A 15,301-nucleotide genomic window follows, 5' to 3' on the forward strand; every position below is an offset into this window, starting at 1 on the left:
CGGTCCGGCGATGCCGGGGCGGAGACGCCGCTGTACGCGGCCGTCTTCGCACCGGTGCCATCCAGTCGCTCGAAGGAGAAGGTGCATGCGAAGCAGGACAGTGGCAGCCGGGGTGCTCGCCGCGTTGGCCGCGACGGGTGTCGTCGCCACGACCACGTGGGCCGGCGCACAGGCCGCCGGATCGGCGTTCTACACCGACCCCGGCACCAACGCGGCCCAGTGGGTCGCGGCGAACCCCGGCGACTCGCGCGCCGCGGTCATCCGCGACCGCGTCGCCGCCGTACCCCAGGCGAGGTGGTTCACCACCACGAACACCGCCACGGTGCGCGGCGAGGTGGACGCCTACACCGCGGCCGCGGCCGCGGCGGGGAAGATCCCGATCATGGTCGTCTACGACATCCCCAACCGCGACTGCGGCGGCGCCAGCAGCGGCGGCGCGCCGTCGCACGACGCCTACCGGGCGTGGATCGACCAGGTGGCGGCCGGCCTGGCGGGCCGCCCCGCGGCCATCGTGCTCGAACCCGACGTGCTCGCGCTCATGACCAGCTGCCAAAGCGGTGACCAGCAGAGCCAGACCACCGCGTCGATCGCGTACGCGGGCAAGCGGCTCAAGGCCGGCTCGTCCCAGGCGAAGGTGTACTTCGACATCGGCCACTCCGCCTGGCTTTCGGCCGGCGACGCCGCGGCGCGGCTGCGGGCCGCCGACGTCTCGAACAGCGCGGACGGCTTCTCCACCAACGTGTCCAACTACCGCGCGACCGGCGACGAAGTCGCCTACGACAAGGCGGTCCTCGGCCAGCTCGGCGACGCGCGGCTGAAGGCCGTGGTCGACACGAGCCGCAACGGCAACGGGCCGCAGGGCAGCGAATGGTGCGACCCGGCCGGGCGCGCGATCGGCACCCCGAGCACCGACCAGACCGGCGACGGCTCGATCGCCGCCTTCCTCTGGGTCAAGCCGCCGGGCGAAGCGGACGGCTGCCTCGCCACGGCCGGCCAGTTCGTGCCGCAGCGGGCCTACGACCTGGCCGTCGCGGCCGGCCCGGTCCCGACCAGCACCCCGACGACGCCCACCAGCAGCACTCCCCCGGTCACCACGACCCCGCCGCCTTCCGGCGGCTGCAAGGTCACGCACCGGGTGGTCAGCACCTGGTCGACCGGGTTCACCGGCGAGATCGTCATCGAGAACCGCGGCGCGCCCGTCGACCACTGGCGGCTCACCTTCTCCGCGCCCGGGGTGACCGTCAGCCAGGGCTGGAACGGGAGCTGGACCGACACCGGTGACGTCGTCGACGTCGACAACGCGGCGTGGAACGGCGCCCTCGGCACGAACGCGACGGCCACCATCGGCTACAACGCGAGCTACACCGGGACCACGCCGCCGTTCCAGTCGGCGACCCTGAACGGAACGTCCTGCGCCTGAGCTCCGACGCGCACGTAGCCTCTCCGGCCGGAGAGGCTACGTGCGCTCAAGGGTGGCCGGCGACCGCCGCGAACCCGATGTCCGCGCGGCCGAACAACCGCTGCGCGACGGTCTTGCACACCCCGGCCCCGTACCGCTGCTCGTCGCCCTGGTCCGGGTAGTGCACCATGACCGCGAGCGCCCAGTGGTCCCAGATCGCCAGGCAGGTCACCGCCCACCAGCTCCCGTGCCGGGACCAGCCGTTCCCGACCGCCGGCGACCGGCCCGCGAGCGCGGGTGCCTCCGGGATGCCGAAGGCGACGCCGGGCTCGGCCGGCCGCATGAGGTCGAGCAGCTTCGCCCGCCACACCGGGCTCAAGCCCGGACCGCGGGTCACGCACCGGCCGAGCAGGGTCGCGTCGGCCGCGGACATCGTGGTCCTGGTCCACCAGCCCGGGTGGATCCGCGTTTCGCGCAACGCGCAGGTCCGGACCATCCGGGCGATCGACGCGTCCCCGCCGAGGCGGAGGTACAGCGTCTGCGCGGCGTGGTCGTCACCGGCCCGGATCATCCGCGTCAGCCGGTCTTCGTCGCCGGCGGCGATCCGCGAGTCCCGCGTGGCGAGGAAATCCACGGCCAGCCAGATCTTGATCATCGATTCGGCGGTGTTGCGCAGGGTTCCGTCGCCGACCACCGTGCCGGTGCCGAGTTCGCGCAACGCCCAGGACCATGCGCCCCGGACGTCGGCCGCCACCTCGACCTCCTCCGGCCGCAGGGGTGCCGGCCGTGAGGCGGCCGGGCGCGTGTCCGGCGGCGAGGACACGAACGAACCGGGCCCTTCCGCCGCGGCGGAAGGGCCGCCGGGAGGCAGGCAGGCCGCCGAGGCGAGGGCACCGAAGACGACGCCCACCAGGACGACGATCACGGATCTGCGCATCGAAGCTCCTTCGGCCGGCCGAAGGCACGGCGGAAACCGGCGTCGCAGGGGAAAGCGTTCAGCGATCGAGCCGCACATCCCTGAAGACGCCGCTGCCCCCGTGATCTGTTGCAGGAGCGGCCGAAGACGGCTCAGCGGGGAGCGGCCAGGGCGCGCAGCTGGGCGAACGACCGGCGGAGGGCGCCCCGCAGGTCGAGGTCGTCCGCGTTGTCGACCCATCGCTGGAAGGCGACCCGGTACACCGCGGAGCCGGTCTCGGCGGCCAGGGCGGCTTCGGCGTCGCCGAAGCCGCGCCGACGAAGCGCGTCGGCGATCGCCGCCGACATCCGCTCCAGCTTGATCAGCTCGCGTTCCCGGAGCTCGGCGTTGGCCAGGACCACCGTGTGCCGCTGCCGGGTGAGCTCGCGGTCGTGCCCGATGACGGCGGCGATGGCGTCGAGCGCGGCCGCGACGACGTCCAGCGCCGATGCGGTGGCGGGCGCCGCCTCCAGCGCGGCCAGCGACTTCTCTTCCAGCTCGGCCCATGCGTCGAAGAGGACTTCGCGCTTGTCCGCGAAGTGGCGGAAGAAGGTGCGGGCGGTCACGCCGGCCCGGTCGGCGATGTCACTGACCATGGTCTGCTCGAAGCCGCGTTCGACGAACAGGCTCAGCGCGGCCTCGCGCAGCCGCCCGGCAGCTCCCGGCTCCCAGCGTCCCATGCCGCGAGTTTAGTGCGGTCATCCGTGAGGTCGCGCGGTGATGTCAGCCGATGACATCAGCGTGGTACGGTGATGTCATCAGCTGACATCACTGCGGAGGGCGGCCCCATGACCCCGGCGAAGCGCATCCAGTACCACGAGTACGGCGGTCCCGAGGTGCTGCGGCTCGAGGACTTCCAGCCGGCGCCGCCCGGCCCCGGCGAGGTGCAGGTGCGCGTGAAGGCCGCGGCCGCGAACCCGATGGACCGGAAGATCCGCAGCGGCGAGATGAAGCTCCTGACCGGCCGGAAGTTCCCGCGCGGGCTGGGGCACGACTTCGCGGGCGTCGTGATCGCGGTCGGTGACGGCGTCACGCGCCTCGGCGTCGGCGACGAGGTGCTCGGCGGGGCGAGCCTGCGGGCGGCGGGAGCGTTCGCCGAGGTGGTCGTCGCCGAGGAGAACGCGGTCGTGGCGAAGCCGGCGAACCTGTCCTGGGAGGAGGCCGCCGCGCTTCCCGTCGTGGGGCTCACCGCTTTCCAGGCCGTGGTCAACCTGGGCAGGCTGCGCGCCGGGCAGGCCGTGTTCATCCACGGCTGCCTCGGCGGAGTCGGCCGCTCCGCCGCGCAGATCGCCCTGGCGCACGGCGCCTCGGTGGGCGGCAGCTGCCGCGACACCGCCGTGCCCGAGGCACGCGACCTCGGTATCTCCCCGATCGTGGACTTCGACTTCGACGCGGCGAAACTCGCGAAGCGATTCGACGTCGTGTTCGACACCGCCGGCACGCTGCCGGTCCGGGCGGCACGGACGTTGCTCAAGCCGGGTGGCCGCGCCATCGACATCAACCCCACGCCGGCGAAGTTCGTGAGAAGCGCCTTGCCGGGGCCGTTCCGGGTGCTGGTCAGCAAAGCCACCCTGGCGGACCTCGACGCCGTCGCGCAGGCCGCCGGGAAGGGGATCCTGCGGTTGCCGGTCGCGCGCAGCGTGCCGCTCGGCGAGGCGATCGCGGCCCTCACGGACTTCGAACGCTCACCCCGGCGCGGCAAGCTCGTCATCACGACCTCGTGACCACCAGGTTCTCCTTTCTCCCGAAAGGAAGGTGCTCATCTCGTTGTCCGCCAGCGGAACCCTGGCCGGCTCCTACCGCCCCCGGACGGCGCACACCATCGCGCAAGGGGGGTTCGCCGGACTAGGCTCGGATCCGGAAACCCGTGAAACTCTCCGAAAGTCACGGTCAGCGCGGACCCGAGGGAGCCATCGACGTGGTCGAAACGCACGACATCGTCCGCCCGCCCGCCGAGCTCAGCGCGGCCCTCGCGGCCATCGGCAGCGCGACGGCCAGCGGCGAGCTCAGCCGCATGGGCATCCGCAGCGCGTTCATCCGCGGCCCGGTTTCGGTGACCCCCGGCGTGCGCGTGGCCGGACCGGCGCTGACGCTGCAGTTCCTGCCGAAGCGCGAGGACCTCTACCCTGTCGACGAGTACGAAGAACCGGAGAAACAGCTGCACCGCCACGTCATGTACCACGCCCAGCCCGGCGACATGATCGTCGTCGACGCGCGCGGGGACATGGAAAGCGGTGTCTTCGGCGAGATGATGCTGACGTACTTCAAGGGCCGCGGCGGCGCCGGCGTCGTGATCGACGGGTGCCTGCGCGACACCGGCGAGGCCAAGCAGCTCGGCCTCGGGCTGTGGATCCGGGGCGCCACACCGAACTTCCACGCCCAGACCGGCATCGTCCCGGCCGCCGTCAACGTGCCGGTGGCGTGCGGCGGCACGCTCGTCGAGCCGGGCGACATCGTGGTCGCCGACGACGACGGCGCGGTCGTGGTGCCGGTCAAGCTCGCCCCCGCCCTGGTGGCCCACGCGCAGGAACACGCGGAATGGGAGGAGTTCTCCCGGATCCGGCTGGCCGAGGGCGGTGACCTGCGGCGGTACTACCCGCTGTCGGACGAGGCGCGGCCGGAGTACGAACAGTGGCGGGCCGGACAGGGCCGCGCCTAGCTCCACAGGCGGTCGTGGCTCGACTCCTGGTCCCAGTGCGTCGTCTCGGCGAAGAACACCGGGTCGCGCGGATCGAGGTGGCGGCGCAGCACTTCCTCGTTGACGTCACCGAAGCCCAGCCCCGGCGTGTCCGGCACCGTGATGTGGCCGTCCCGGATCAGCGGGCCGGTGACGAGGTCGCTCCAGAACCCCACGTCGGCCGCGTGGTGTTCGAGGGCGAGGAAGTTCTCCGTGGCGGCGGCCAGGTGCACGCACGCCATCGTCGCGATCGGCGACGCCGCCAGGTGCAGCGCCATCGCGATCCCGCGCTCCTGCGCGTAGTCGCCGATCCGCTTGGTCTCCGCGATCCCGCCCGCCGTCGCCGGGTCGGGGTGCACCACGCGGACGGCGCCGGCGTCCAGCAGCGGCCGGAAGCCGTCGAGCAGGTAGATGTCCTCCCCCGTGCACGTCGGGACGGCGACGGCTTCGGTGAGCTGCCGCCACTGGCCGGTCAGCTGCCACGGGATCAGGTCTTCGATCCACGCCAACGTGAACGGTTCCAGCGCGCGGCCGATCCGGATGCCCGAGTCGAGGGCGATGTGGCCGAAGTGGTCGGCGGCGAGCGCGACGTCGGTGCCGACGACCGAGCGGACGATGTCCACATAGGACACCAGGTGGTCGACGCCCTTGGCGGTGACCTGGATGCCGGTGAACGGGTGCATGGTCGTCACGTCCTCCCGGGCCCCCGGCGGCGCGATCAGCGCCCCCGGCACGTCCCACAGCAGGTCGACGCCCACGTCCATCTTCAGCATCGTGAATCCGCGCTTCTTGCGCTCCAGCAGCCGCGCGCCCATCGCGTGCGGGTCCGGCAGCGACGGAGTGTCCGCGTAGCAGCGGATCTCGTCCCGGAACCGGCCCCCGAGCAGCGCGTACGCCGGCACTCCGTACGCCTTGCCGGCCAGGTCCATCAGCGCCATCTCGACGCCGGAGACGCCACCGCCCTGGCGGCCGTGGAACCCGAACTGCTTGATCTTGCGGAAGATCTTGTCGACGTTGCAAGGATTTTCGCCGACGAGCCGGCTCTTGAGCATGAGCGCGTAGGTGGCGCTGGCCCCGTCGCGCACCTCCCCGTAGCCGGCCAGCCCCTGGTTGGTGTCGAGCCGGATGATCGACGAGCGGAACGGCACGCCGGCCAGCGTGGCCACCCGCAGGTCGGTGATGCGCAGCTCGCTCGGCCGGGAGGCCGTGGCGACGTGCTCCTCGGTGATCTCGCTCATCCCTTGACGGCTCCCGCGGTGAGACCCTCGGTCAGGAACCGCTGCCCGAACCCGTACATCAGCACGACCGGGATGCTGACCAGCAGCGAGGCCGCGGCCAGCTGTCCCTGCGGCACGACGTCGCCGAAGATCATCGACTGCATGCCGACGGGCAGCGTCTTGTTTTCGTCCTTGGTGATGAACACGAAGGCGAACAGGAACTCGTTCCACGCGTTGGTGAGCGTGAACAGCGCGACCGCGAGCAGCCCCGGCTTGGCCAGCGGCAGCACGATCCGGCGGAACGCCCCGAGCCGCGTGCAGCCGTCCACCAGCGCGGCCTCCTCGAGGTCGGCCGGGATCGACTTGAAGTAGCCGACGAGCAGCCACGTCGCGAACGGCAGGGTGAACGTCGGGTAGGCGAGCACGAGCGACCACAGCGAGTCGTTGAGCCCGATCCCGCTCATCAGCTGGTACAGCGGGATGAACAGCAGCGCGCCCGGCATCACGTAGGTGAGCAGGATCGTCACCGTGAAGCTCTCCGAACCCCGGAACTTCAGCCGCGCCAGCGCATAACCGGCCAGCGCCGCGCAGACCAGGGCGATCACCGTGGACGCCACCGACACCAGGATCGTGTTGACGTACCAGGTGCCGAACGCCCCGGTGAACAGGTTGGTGAACTGCTCGGTGCTCCACGGCGTCGGCCAGAGGTCGTCGGTGCGCGCGACGATCTGGTCGTCGGACTTGAAGGCCGTGACCGTCATCCAGTAGAGCGGGGCGAGCACGAAGCCCAGCAGGGCCACGAGCGCGACCCCCGAGCCGGTGGCGCCGACGACGCGGGCGGCCAGCCGGTTGCCTCGCGTGGCGAGCACCGAGACGACCCGTCCGACGACGGCCGCGAGCACCACGAACACGCCCAGCACGAGCGCGGCCTTCCACACGATGTGCGGCGACGCCCAGACCAGCACGAGCACCGAGCCCGCGACGATCACCCACGGCAGAGCCCGGCGCTGCGCGGGACTCAGCCGCCTTCGCCCCAGGTCCGCGGCGCCCGGCTGGTCACTGCGCCGCATCATCCGCACGAGGATCACCACGAGGACGGCGATGATCGGCAGCATCACCAGCGTGACCGCGGCGCCCGCACCCGGCTGCAGCTGCTGGATGGCCTTCGAGTAGGCCACCATCACGTACGGGGCGGTGGCGTCCCCCGGCCCACCCTGGGTCATCAGCCAGATCAGGTCGAAGTTGTTGAACGTCCAGATCGACGACAGCAGCGTCGTCACGATCATGACGGGACGCAGCCCCGGCAGCGTGATGTGCACGAAGCGCTGCCACGGCGAGGCGCCGTCCACCATCGCCGCCTCGTGCAGACCGGCGTCGATGGCCTTGAGCCCGGCCAGGAACGTCACCGTGAAGAACGGGATGCCCTTCCAGACGTTGACCAGGATGACCGCCGGCATCGCGAGCGCGGGATCGGACAGCCACTCCGCGGGCCACTTGTCGACGAGCCCGATCGCGGCGAGGGCGGGCCCGATCCCCGAATCGGTGAGCAGAACGTTGACGCTGCCGAAGATCGGGTCGAGCAGCGACCGCCACGTGAACGCCGTGACGACCGTCGGGATCACCCACGGCAGCAGGATGACCCCGGCGATGAGCGCCCGCCCGCGCCGCATGTGGTGCAGCATCAACGCCGCGATGAGCCCGAGGACCACCTTGAAGATCTCGGCGTAGGCGGTGAAGACGAACGAGTTGAGCACGCCCTTGTGGAACAGGGCATCGCCGATGAGCGCGGTGTAGTTGTCCAGCCCGACGAAGACCGTCTCCGCGCCGTGGCGCTCCGTGGCGCTGGTGAAGACCGAGCTGACGATCGGGACCAGGATCAGGCCGGCGACCAGGATCAGCGTCGGCCCGATGAACACCGCGGCCAGGCGCCAGTCGCGCCCGAGCCGCCGCTGGGTCGGCGTGAGCGAGGACGACCCGCCCGGCGCCGGACGGGCCGGCGCCGGCGGTGTCGTCTTCGGACGCAGGACGGTCATTGCCGGTAGCCCTGCTGCTCGAAGATCTGCACGATCCGGGTGTGGGTCGAGGCCACGGCGTCGGCCGGCCGGGTGCCCTGGATGACCGACTGCATCATGTCGGTCAGCAGGTAGGCGGCGGTGGCGGCCTGCTCACCGGGGCTCGGGGCCTGGGGGAACGCGTAGCCGGTCTTGGTCTTGACCGGGAGCGGCGCGCGGGTCTGGTCCCGAAGCGCGGGGAAGGCCGGGTCGCCACCGGTGTAGTACGGGTCGGAGTCCCACACCTTGCTCCACGACGGGTTGACCAGGCACGGTGCTTCCTTCGCGACGCCGAGCAGCGCGCTCCCGCCGGCCATGAACTTCGCCACCAGCTTGGCGAGGCCCGGGTTCTTCGCCCCCTTGAACACGACGAACGAGTTGGACTCGCCGTACGCCAGCGGCCGGTCGAGCGCCGGCCCGGTGGCGCCGTTGAACACGTGCGTGTTGGCGTAGACCGGGTTCTTCTTGGTCTTCGAGTCGGCGTAGACGCTGAACTGGTTGAGCGTGAGCCCCAGGATCTGGGCCAGCCAGTTCTCGTTGTTGCTCGAGTCGGTCCAGCTGCCGACCCCGGGTGGCAGCATCGGCTTGTACTTCGGGTTCGTGTAGATGTCGCCGATGAACGTGACGGCGGCGACCGTCTCCGGCGAATTGAACACCACCTTCGTGCCGGTGTTGTCCGCGATCGCCCCGCCGTAGGTGTTGATGACGTTCGCGATGAAGCCGTTGGCGTCGCCGGAACGGTTCACCGTGAGACCCCAGCCGAAGCGCCGCTTGGCCGGGTCGGAAACCGCCAACGCGTTGTCGCGCAGCTCTTCCCAGGTGTAGTAGGGCTTGAGCGGAAGACCCTTTTCCTGGTACCAGTCCTTGCGCAGGTACATCCCGGTCGCGATGAAGTGGTACGGGATCGCGAACCAGCGCCCGTCGAACACGCAGTAGTTGTCCGCCTCCGTCGCGGGCTCCCCGTAAAGCGCTTTCATGTCGGTGACCACGTCGGTGACGTCGGTGAGGGCGCCGAGGTTGTGGAGCTGGCCGACGAACCGCCGGTCGCTCAGGAAGGCCAGGTCGCGGTTGGTGCCCGCCTTCACCTCGGCGTCCATCTTCGCGACCATGTCGCCGGCGTCGCCGGAGACCAGGTCGTTGCGGACCGTGGTGCCGGTGGCCTGCGCGAACACCTGCAGCGACTTGTCCAGCGCCTTGTTGGCGGCCTCCGAGTACAGCTTCTGCGAGAGCATCCCCACCGACCCGCCGCGGAGCTTGGCGGCCTGGTCGAGCAGCGCCTGGGGCACCTGGACGTCGACCTGCGGTGCGGGTGCGGGGCCGCCCCCGCACCCGGCGAGACCGAGCACGCCCAGCGCGCTCACCCCCGCGCTCATCCCGAGGAACGTACGCCTCGACAGGTCATTCTTCTCTTCCATGACAACTCCTCGTACCGACGGGGCGACGGTGCAACCGGCGGGGACAGCGAGGCGAGCGCCCCGCTGTGAGTGTGCAAAGCCGAGTCTTCAAAGCCGGGTCTTCAATGCTGGGTCTTCAAAGCTGGGTCTTCTCATGCGGCGAAGGACGCCGAACTGCTGCTGCGTTGTCCGGGCAGCCCGTCGAACAGCCCGGCCGAGCCTCGGGGCCGCCACAGCGGTACCGGGCCCGCGCCGGGCACGGGGTCGAGCGCCAGTGCGGCGGCCCGTTCCGCGGAGTCGAGCGCCCGCTGGACGACCATCGCGTTGGCCACGCTCTGGGCGACGCTGCCGACCGGCCGCACGCCGAACTGCACGGCGTCGGCGAAGTCGACGAGCTCCGCGCGGTAGCCGTTGTCGCTGCCGCGGAAGACCGTCGTGTGGGTGGTGGCGTCGGAGCCGCTGCGCGTCACGCGGCGCTCCGCTTCGGACCCGGCGAGCACGAGCACCCCCTCGGTGCCGTACAGCCGCATGTCGTTGGGTTCGGGCGGCACCGGGATTTCGGGGAAGGACGCGGTGTAGTTGCCGATGGCGCCTCCGGTGAACACGAGGTTGAGCGCGAGGTCCGACGGCGCGTCGATCGTGCTGTTGGCCGTCTGCACGGCACCGTGCAGCCGCGCGATGTCCCCGCAGAGCAGCCGGATCTGGGCGATGTGGTGCACCCCGAAGTCGAGGTGCACCCCGCCGCGGTACTGCGGCCGGTGCCGCCACGGGGTGCCGGTGAAGCCGCCCTCGCGGGGCACCAGCCGGCCGGCGTGCCGCCACGCCATCAGGTGCAAGCGGCCGATCGCGCCGCCGTCGAGCAGGGCACGGGCGTAGCGCAGGTCGTCGCGGTAGAAGAAGTTCTCCCCCATCACGAAGGTGCGGTCCGGATGCCCGGCCGCCAACGCGAGGAAAGCCTTGGCCTGCTCCGCGTCGACGCCGGCCGGCTTCTCGCAGAGCACGTCCTTGCCGGCCGTGAGCGCGTCGCACGCCACCTCGTACAGGTGCGGGATCGGCACCGAGATCAGCACGGCGTCCACGTCGTCCCGGGCCAGCAACGCGGCCCGGTCGGCGGCGGCCCGGGCCGGATCGGTCCCGCTGTAGCCGGCGAACCGCGCGCGCTGCTCGGCGGAGGAGTCGGTGAACGCGGTGACCTCGTACCGGTCGGCGAGCTCGCGCAAGGCCGGCCAGTGGAGCTTCTCGACGGCGAGCCCGGTGCCGATCAGCCCCAGGCGGATCGGCTTGATCGCGGATGCTGCCATGCCTCGTCCGTCCTCGTCATCGGTTCCGGAACGTCGGTCGTGCAGTGCTCTAACGCCGCTTGGCGGCCCGCTTGCTTCGCTGTTCCTTCTCCGCGAGGAGCGTGGAGTAGTTGTTGCTCAGGTGCTTGCGCATCGCCGCGCGGGCCGCCTCCGGGTCGCGCGCCACGAGCGCCTCGTAGATCTCCGTGTGCTGGGCGGTGGCGCGGCGCAGCCCGGCCGGGGCCTCGTTGGTGAGGCGCCGGCTGGCCGTGCCGAGCCAGCGGGCGGAGTACATGATCCGGTCGAGGATGCGGTTGTCGGCCGCCCGGCAGATCTCCATGTGGAATTCGTGGTCGACCTCGAGGTAGGCCTCGGGATCCGCTTCGAGCGCCGACATCCGCTCGATCTCGTCTTCGAGCCGGGCCAACGTTTCGGCGGTGATGCTCGCCGCCGCCATCGCGGCGAGTTCGGGTTCGAGCAGTACGCGCATCTGGTGCAGTTCCTGCAGCAGCTCGTCGACGATCTCCGCGGGCAGCCACTCGATCAGCAACGGGTTCAGGTAGTCCCACTCCGCGCGGGGGCGCACGACGACGCGGCGGCCCTGCGCGACGTCGACGATGTCGAGTGCGGCGAGGATCTTGAGCGTCTCCCGTGCGACCACCCGGGAAACCCCGAACTCCTGGGAGATCTCGAGCTCCGACGGCGCCCGGCCGTCCTCGATTTCGCCGCTGACGATGCGCCGGGTCAGGTGGGCCGCCACCTGCACCGGGAGAGTCCGGACCTTGACAGCGTCCGGAGACTCTTGTCTCCTTGGCATGTCATCAGCTTATAGGACAAGTTCGACATCGCGACAGTCCTCTTCATACGCATTACCCTGCGGCGGGAGAACAATGCGGATCGTGAACGTCACGACGGCGGTGGTGGCCTACCACGGTCAGGCCACGCTGGTGCGGATCGACACCGACGAGGGCCTCAGCGGGTTCGGCGAAGCGAATCCCGACGCGGGCGCCGGCGCCGTCGTCGGGATGATCAAGTCCCTGACCTCGCTCCTGATCGGCGAGGACCCGCGCAACGTCGAGCGGTGCTGGGAGAAACTGCGCCGCAGCAAGGTTTTCGCGGGCGCGCAGAGCGGGGTGTTCGTGATCGCGCTGTCCGGGATCGAGCTCGCGCTGTGGGACCTCGCGGGCCAGGCCGCGGGCCAGCCGGTGTACCGGTTGCTGGGCGGGAAGTTCCGCGACCGGATCCGCCTCTACGCCGACTGCGGCGACGGCGACGACCCGGCGGGCTCGATCGCCGGGTGCGTCGACCGGGCCCAGCGGATGGTCGCCGAAGGCTTCACCGCCATCAAGTTCGACATCGACAACCTCCGCCACCCGGCCAAGTTCGACGATTTCAACCACACGATCAACGCCGCGGAGCTGCGCTCGATGGTCGAGCGCGTGGCCGCCGTCCGGGAAGCGATCGGACCGGACGTCGACCTGGCCATCGACCTGCACGCCCGCTACGACGTGCCGAGCGCGTGCCGGATTTCGTGGGAGCTCGAGCCGTTCCACCTGATGTGGCTGGAAGAGCCGCTGCCGGCGGAGAACGTCGACGCGCTGGTGCGGGTGCGCGAACAGACCCGCACGCCGATCTGCGCGGGAGAAAACCTCTATCTGCGCTGGGGATTCCGCGAGCTGCTCGAACGCGGCGCGGTCGACGTCATCGAGCCGGACGTGCCGAAGTGCGGCGGTCTCGCCGAGGCCAAGAAGATCGCCAACCTCGCGGAGCTGCACTACGTTCCCTTCGCCCCGCACCTGGTGTCGACACCACTGGGCACGATGGCCACGTCCCACCAGTGCGGCGCGATCCCCAACTTCCTGGTCCAGGAATGGCACGCCCTCGAAGAGCGGGAGGTGTGGGACAGCTACGTCCACGCCCCCGACGGCAGCGGCTCGATCGTGAAGGACGGCTACATCACGCTTCCGGACACACCCGGCATCGGGGTCGAGCTCGACATGGACGGCGTCCGGGCCCACGCCGTCGCGGGCTACGGCGTGTTCGAGTAGCGACCGGGGGGCTGTCGCCGTGTCAGCTGCCGTGTCAGCGCCGTGGCTGTCCCGTGTCAGCCCGGCCCGCGACCGTGGTTCCCGTCCCCACCACCGGGGGCCACGAACCCAGGAGAACACCGTGCAGACCTTCGCCACCACCGCCCCGATCACCGCCACCCTCGACTTCCCCGCCGGCCGCGTCCACCTCCGCGCCACCGACCGCGCCGACACCACCGTCGAGATCCGCCCGGCCGACCCGGGCAAGAACCGCGACGTCAAGGCCGCCGAACAGACCACCGTCACCTACACCGACGGTGTCCTGCGGGTCCACACCCCGCAGGGCAAGAACCAGCACTTCGGCCCGTCCGGCTCCCTCGACGTCACCGTCGAACTGCCCGCCGGTTCCCGCGTCGAGGCCACCACCGCCGCCGCCGAAGTCGACAGCACCGGGCGCCTCGGCGACGTCAGCTTCACCGGCGCCTACCGCCACATCACCCTCGCCCACACCGCCGCCGTCCACCTGACCGCCACCGACGGCGACGTCCACATCGGCTACCTCGACGGCCCGGCCGACATCAGCACGGCCCGCGGCGACATCCACATCGGCGAAGCCGCCGGCGGCACGGTCACGCTGACGACCCAGTCCGGCAGCATCACCGTCGCCGCGGCCCCCGGCGTCTCCGCCTCCCTCGACGCCGGCACCACCTACGGCCGCATCGACAACACCCTCAAGAACAACGGCACCCCCGAACTCACCATCCGGGCCACCACCTCCCAGGGCGACATCACCGCCCGCAGCCTCTGAAGCCCGGCGGTGCCGGCGACGCCCGGCCGGCCCGCCGCCTTCCGGCAGGCCGGCTCCACGGCTGTCCGGACCACTTCAGCGGGGTACGGCCGGAAAGCCTTCCCCGGCGCGATGAACCGCGGGGTACATCCGGTTGAACCGCGGCGGCGCATAGGACAGGTACCGTCCCGGCACGCCGTCCGCGGCGGCGGCCAGGTGGTTCATCGCCGCCGGTGCGGTGTCGGGCCAGTGCCCGGTGCGCAGCCGGGTCAGCATCCGGTCGATCGCCGCCTGCTGCTCGCCGGTGGTGTAGGTGCAGTGCCCCGCGGTCTGGACGTAGGTCTGCCGGAGCAGGGATTCGTTGCCCTCACGGCGGACCAGCGCGCCGTAGGACTGCTGCTGGGCCACCGTCGAGATCTGGTCGCCGGTGCCGTTGACCGTGAGCACCGGGATCCGCAGATCACCGGTGAACACGATGCCCCGTCTCAGGAACGCCACGGCGGCGGGGTCGGCGGACACGCGCGGTTCGGCGGCGAGCCGGGCCAGGTCGGCGCGCAGGTCGAGCCCCGCGCGCTCGTACAGCCGCCGCACCGCGTTCTGCTGGCTCGGGTCGGCCGTCGTGAGCTGGTGCGCGTAGTCGACGCCGGTGTTCCACGACGGGTTCCCGCCCGCCAGCTGCTCGATCGCCCGCCGGCTGCTGACCGCCTGCCCCAGGTACGGCAGCGGCCCACCGGCCAGGGCCAGGAACATCCCCTGCTCGACGCCGTCGGCGTCGCGCCCGTCCGGGACCGGGGTCGTCGTGCCGTCGGCGGCCAGGCCCCAGCCCGGCAGCTGGCCGATCGCCGCCGCCAGGGCGATGCGCGCCTTGCCCGCCGCGGTCGCCTGGGCCGACGTCATCGCCGAAACCCACTGCTGCTGGAGTCCGGGGACGTCGGCGGGGATGCCGGTCACCGGGAGCGCGGAATCGCGGAACAGCAGGGTTTTGAGCGTGAAGACGGTGTCGAGCTTCTGGTTCCACTGCCCCACCGCGCCGCCGAGGCCGCCGCACATCGGGATCGCCGCGTCGAAGCGGCCGGGGTACACCTGCGCCACGCCGGCGGCGACCATCCCGCCCATCGAGCGGCCTTCGGCGATCGCGTACCGGGCGCGGCCGAACGCGGTTTCGAACCGGCCGAGCGCGGCCGCCTGGTTGTCGATGGCCCGCGCGATGTTCCAGCTGGTGATCGTCCGCGTGGTGCCGCCCACCGCGTAACCGCGCCGCAGGAGGCTCGCGGTGAGCGGGCTCGTGAGCCCGCCCGCGGCGAAGTCGAGGTCCACCAGCACGGCGCCGTTCCACCGGTCCGGTTTCGCGAAGGCGTACGGCGTGCCGTCGGTCAGCTGCCCGTCGACGCACCTCGCCGCGTCCGGGCAGGGGGATCCGGGCTCCGCCGCCTGGGCGGTGGCGGGGAAGGCGGCGGCGAGGACCACGGCCGTGGCCGCCAAGGTGATTCTGGTACCCATGAACCGCTCCTGTC

General features: G+C 71.3%; 13 protein-coding genes. 5 read left to right on the plus strand and 8 right to left on the minus strand.

Annotation, left to right across the window (positions count from 1 at the left end; genetic code table 11):
* The first annotated feature begins 100 nt into the window (after window positions 1-100).
* A complete protein-coding gene (locus ACGFMK_RS20600) occupies window positions 101-1,420 on the plus strand; it encodes a glycoside hydrolase family 6 protein (protein ID WP_392765545.1) in 1,320 nt (439 codons plus the stop codon).
* Between the two features lie 46 nt (window positions 1,421-1,466).
* On the opposite strand, the gene ACGFMK_RS20605 is transcribed toward ACGFMK_RS20600, so the two are convergent.
* Window positions 1,467-2,336: a serine hydrolase gene (locus tag ACGFMK_RS20605; RefSeq protein ID WP_392765313.1), complete on the minus strand. Its 870-nt coding sequence runs from the start codon at window positions 2,334-2,336 to the stop codon at window positions 1,467-1,469.
* Between the two features lie 131 nt (window positions 2,337-2,467).
* On the minus strand, window positions 2,468-3,034 hold the full coding sequence (locus ACGFMK_RS20610; RefSeq protein WP_392765316.1) for a TetR family transcriptional regulator: 567 nt from the start codon (window positions 3,032-3,034) through the stop codon (window positions 2,468-2,470).
* Between the two features lie 108 nt (window positions 3,035-3,142).
* Here ACGFMK_RS20610 and ACGFMK_RS20615 point away from each other — a divergent pair, with 108 nt between their 5' ends.
* Together ACGFMK_RS20615 and ACGFMK_RS20620 are read left to right on the plus strand one after the other, a co-directional pair.
* Window positions 3,143-4,078, plus strand: a complete 936-nt coding sequence (locus ACGFMK_RS20615) for an NADP-dependent oxidoreductase (protein WP_392765319.1) — start codon at window positions 3,143-3,145, stop codon at window positions 4,076-4,078.
* Window positions 4,079-4,272: 194 nt separating this feature from the next.
* Window positions 4,273-5,013 carry a ribonuclease activity regulator RraA gene (locus ACGFMK_RS20620; RefSeq protein ID WP_392765321.1) on the plus strand — a complete coding sequence of 247 codons (741 nt, stop codon included), beginning with the start codon at window positions 4,273-4,275 and terminating at the stop codon, window positions 5,011-5,013.
* Here the strand turns inward: ACGFMK_RS20620 and ACGFMK_RS20625 are convergent.
* From ACGFMK_RS20625 to ACGFMK_RS20645, 5 genes are all read right to left on the minus strand, one after another.
* Window positions 5,010-6,269, minus strand: a complete 1,260-nt coding sequence (locus ACGFMK_RS20625) for a mandelate racemase/muconate lactonizing enzyme family protein (protein ID WP_392765324.1) — start codon at window positions 6,267-6,269, stop codon at window positions 5,010-5,012. The two genes, ACGFMK_RS20620 and ACGFMK_RS20625, sit on opposite strands and share 4 nt — an antisense overlap.
* Window positions 6,266-8,281, minus strand: a complete 2,016-nt coding sequence (locus tag ACGFMK_RS20630; protein WP_392765327.1) for an ABC transporter permease subunit — start codon at window positions 8,279-8,281, stop codon at window positions 6,266-6,268. The genes ACGFMK_RS20625 and ACGFMK_RS20630 overlap by 4 nt, the downstream gene beginning before the upstream one ends.
* Window positions 8,278-9,714: an extracellular solute-binding protein gene (locus ACGFMK_RS20635; RefSeq protein WP_392765330.1), complete on the minus strand. Its 1,437-nt coding sequence runs from the start codon at window positions 9,712-9,714 to the stop codon at window positions 8,278-8,280. The genes ACGFMK_RS20630 and ACGFMK_RS20635 overlap by 4 nt, the downstream gene beginning before the upstream one ends.
* A gap of 131 nt (window positions 9,715-9,845) precedes the next feature.
* A complete protein-coding gene (locus ACGFMK_RS20640) occupies window positions 9,846-10,994 on the minus strand; it encodes a Gfo/Idh/MocA family protein (protein ID WP_392765333.1) in 1,149 nt (382 codons plus the stop codon).
* Window positions 10,995-11,043: 49 nt separating this feature from the next.
* Window positions 11,044-11,790, minus strand: coding sequence for a FadR/GntR family transcriptional regulator (locus tag ACGFMK_RS20645; protein WP_392765335.1), 747 nt, complete (start codon window positions 11,788-11,790; stop codon window positions 11,044-11,046).
* A gap of 73 nt (window positions 11,791-11,863) precedes the next feature.
* On the opposite strand from ACGFMK_RS20645, the gene ACGFMK_RS20650 reads away from it, so the two are divergent.
* Together ACGFMK_RS20650 and ACGFMK_RS20655 are read left to right on the plus strand one after the other, a co-directional pair.
* Window positions 11,864-13,021 (plus strand): mandelate racemase/muconate lactonizing enzyme family protein, encoded by a 1,158-nt coding sequence (locus tag ACGFMK_RS20650; protein WP_392765338.1) that lies wholly within the window; start codon window positions 11,864-11,866, stop codon window positions 13,019-13,021.
* Between the two features lie 121 nt (window positions 13,022-13,142).
* On the plus strand, window positions 13,143-13,808 hold the full coding sequence (locus ACGFMK_RS20655) for a DUF4097 family beta strand repeat-containing protein (RefSeq protein ID WP_392765341.1): 666 nt from the start codon (window positions 13,143-13,145) through the stop codon (window positions 13,806-13,808).
* A gap of 75 nt (window positions 13,809-13,883) precedes the next feature.
* On the opposite strand, the gene ACGFMK_RS20660 is transcribed toward ACGFMK_RS20655, so the two are convergent.
* The gene (locus tag ACGFMK_RS20660) at window positions 13,884-15,287 is read right to left on the minus strand and encodes a DUF6351 family protein (RefSeq protein ID WP_392765343.1); all 1,404 of its coding nucleotides are present in this window, start codon (window positions 15,285-15,287) and stop codon (window positions 13,884-13,886) included.
* Window positions 15,288-15,301: the final 14 nt, after the last annotated feature.

Origin of the sequence: Amycolatopsis sp. NPDC049252 (assembly GCF_043197175.1) — a bacterium.
Lineage (GTDB): Bacteria > Actinomycetota > Actinomycetes > Mycobacteriales > Pseudonocardiaceae > Amycolatopsis.

Bases quoted from the DNA above. Each gene is read 5' to 3' on its own strand.
- ACGFMK_RS20645 (WP_392765335.1), bottom strand. From the start codon at position 11,790: ATGCCAAGGAGACAAGAGTCTCCGGACGCTGTCAAGGTCCGGACTCTC.
- ACGFMK_RS20615 (WP_392765319.1), top strand. From the start codon at position 3,143: ATGACCCCGGCGAAGCGCATCCAGTACCACGAGTACGGCGGTCCCGAG.
- ACGFMK_RS20605 (WP_392765313.1), bottom strand. From the start codon at position 2,336: ATGCGCAGATCCGTGATCGTCGTCCTGGTGGGCGTCGTCTTCGGTGCC.
- ACGFMK_RS20625 (WP_392765324.1), bottom strand. From the start codon at position 6,269: ATGAGCGAGATCACCGAGGAGCACGTCGCCACGGCCTCCCGGCCGAGC.
- ACGFMK_RS20630 (WP_392765327.1), bottom strand. From the start codon at position 8,281: ATGACCGTCCTGCGTCCGAAGACGACACCGCCGGCGCCGGCCCGTCCG.
- ACGFMK_RS20640 (WP_392765333.1), bottom strand. From the start codon at position 10,994: ATGGCAGCATCCGCGATCAAGCCGATCCGCCTGGGGCTGATCGGCACC.
- ACGFMK_RS20660 (WP_392765343.1), bottom strand. From the start codon at position 15,287: ATGGGTACCAGAATCACCTTGGCGGCCACGGCCGTGGTCCTCGCCGCC.
- ACGFMK_RS20635 (WP_392765330.1), bottom strand. From the start codon at position 9,714: ATGGAAGAGAAGAATGACCTGTCGAGGCGTACGTTCCTCGGGATGAGC.
- ACGFMK_RS20650 (WP_392765338.1), top strand. From the start codon at position 11,864: ATGCGGATCGTGAACGTCACGACGGCGGTGGTGGCCTACCACGGTCAG.
- ACGFMK_RS20610 (WP_392765316.1), bottom strand. From the start codon at position 3,034: ATGGGACGCTGGGAGCCGGGAGCTGCCGGGCGGCTGCGCGAGGCCGCG.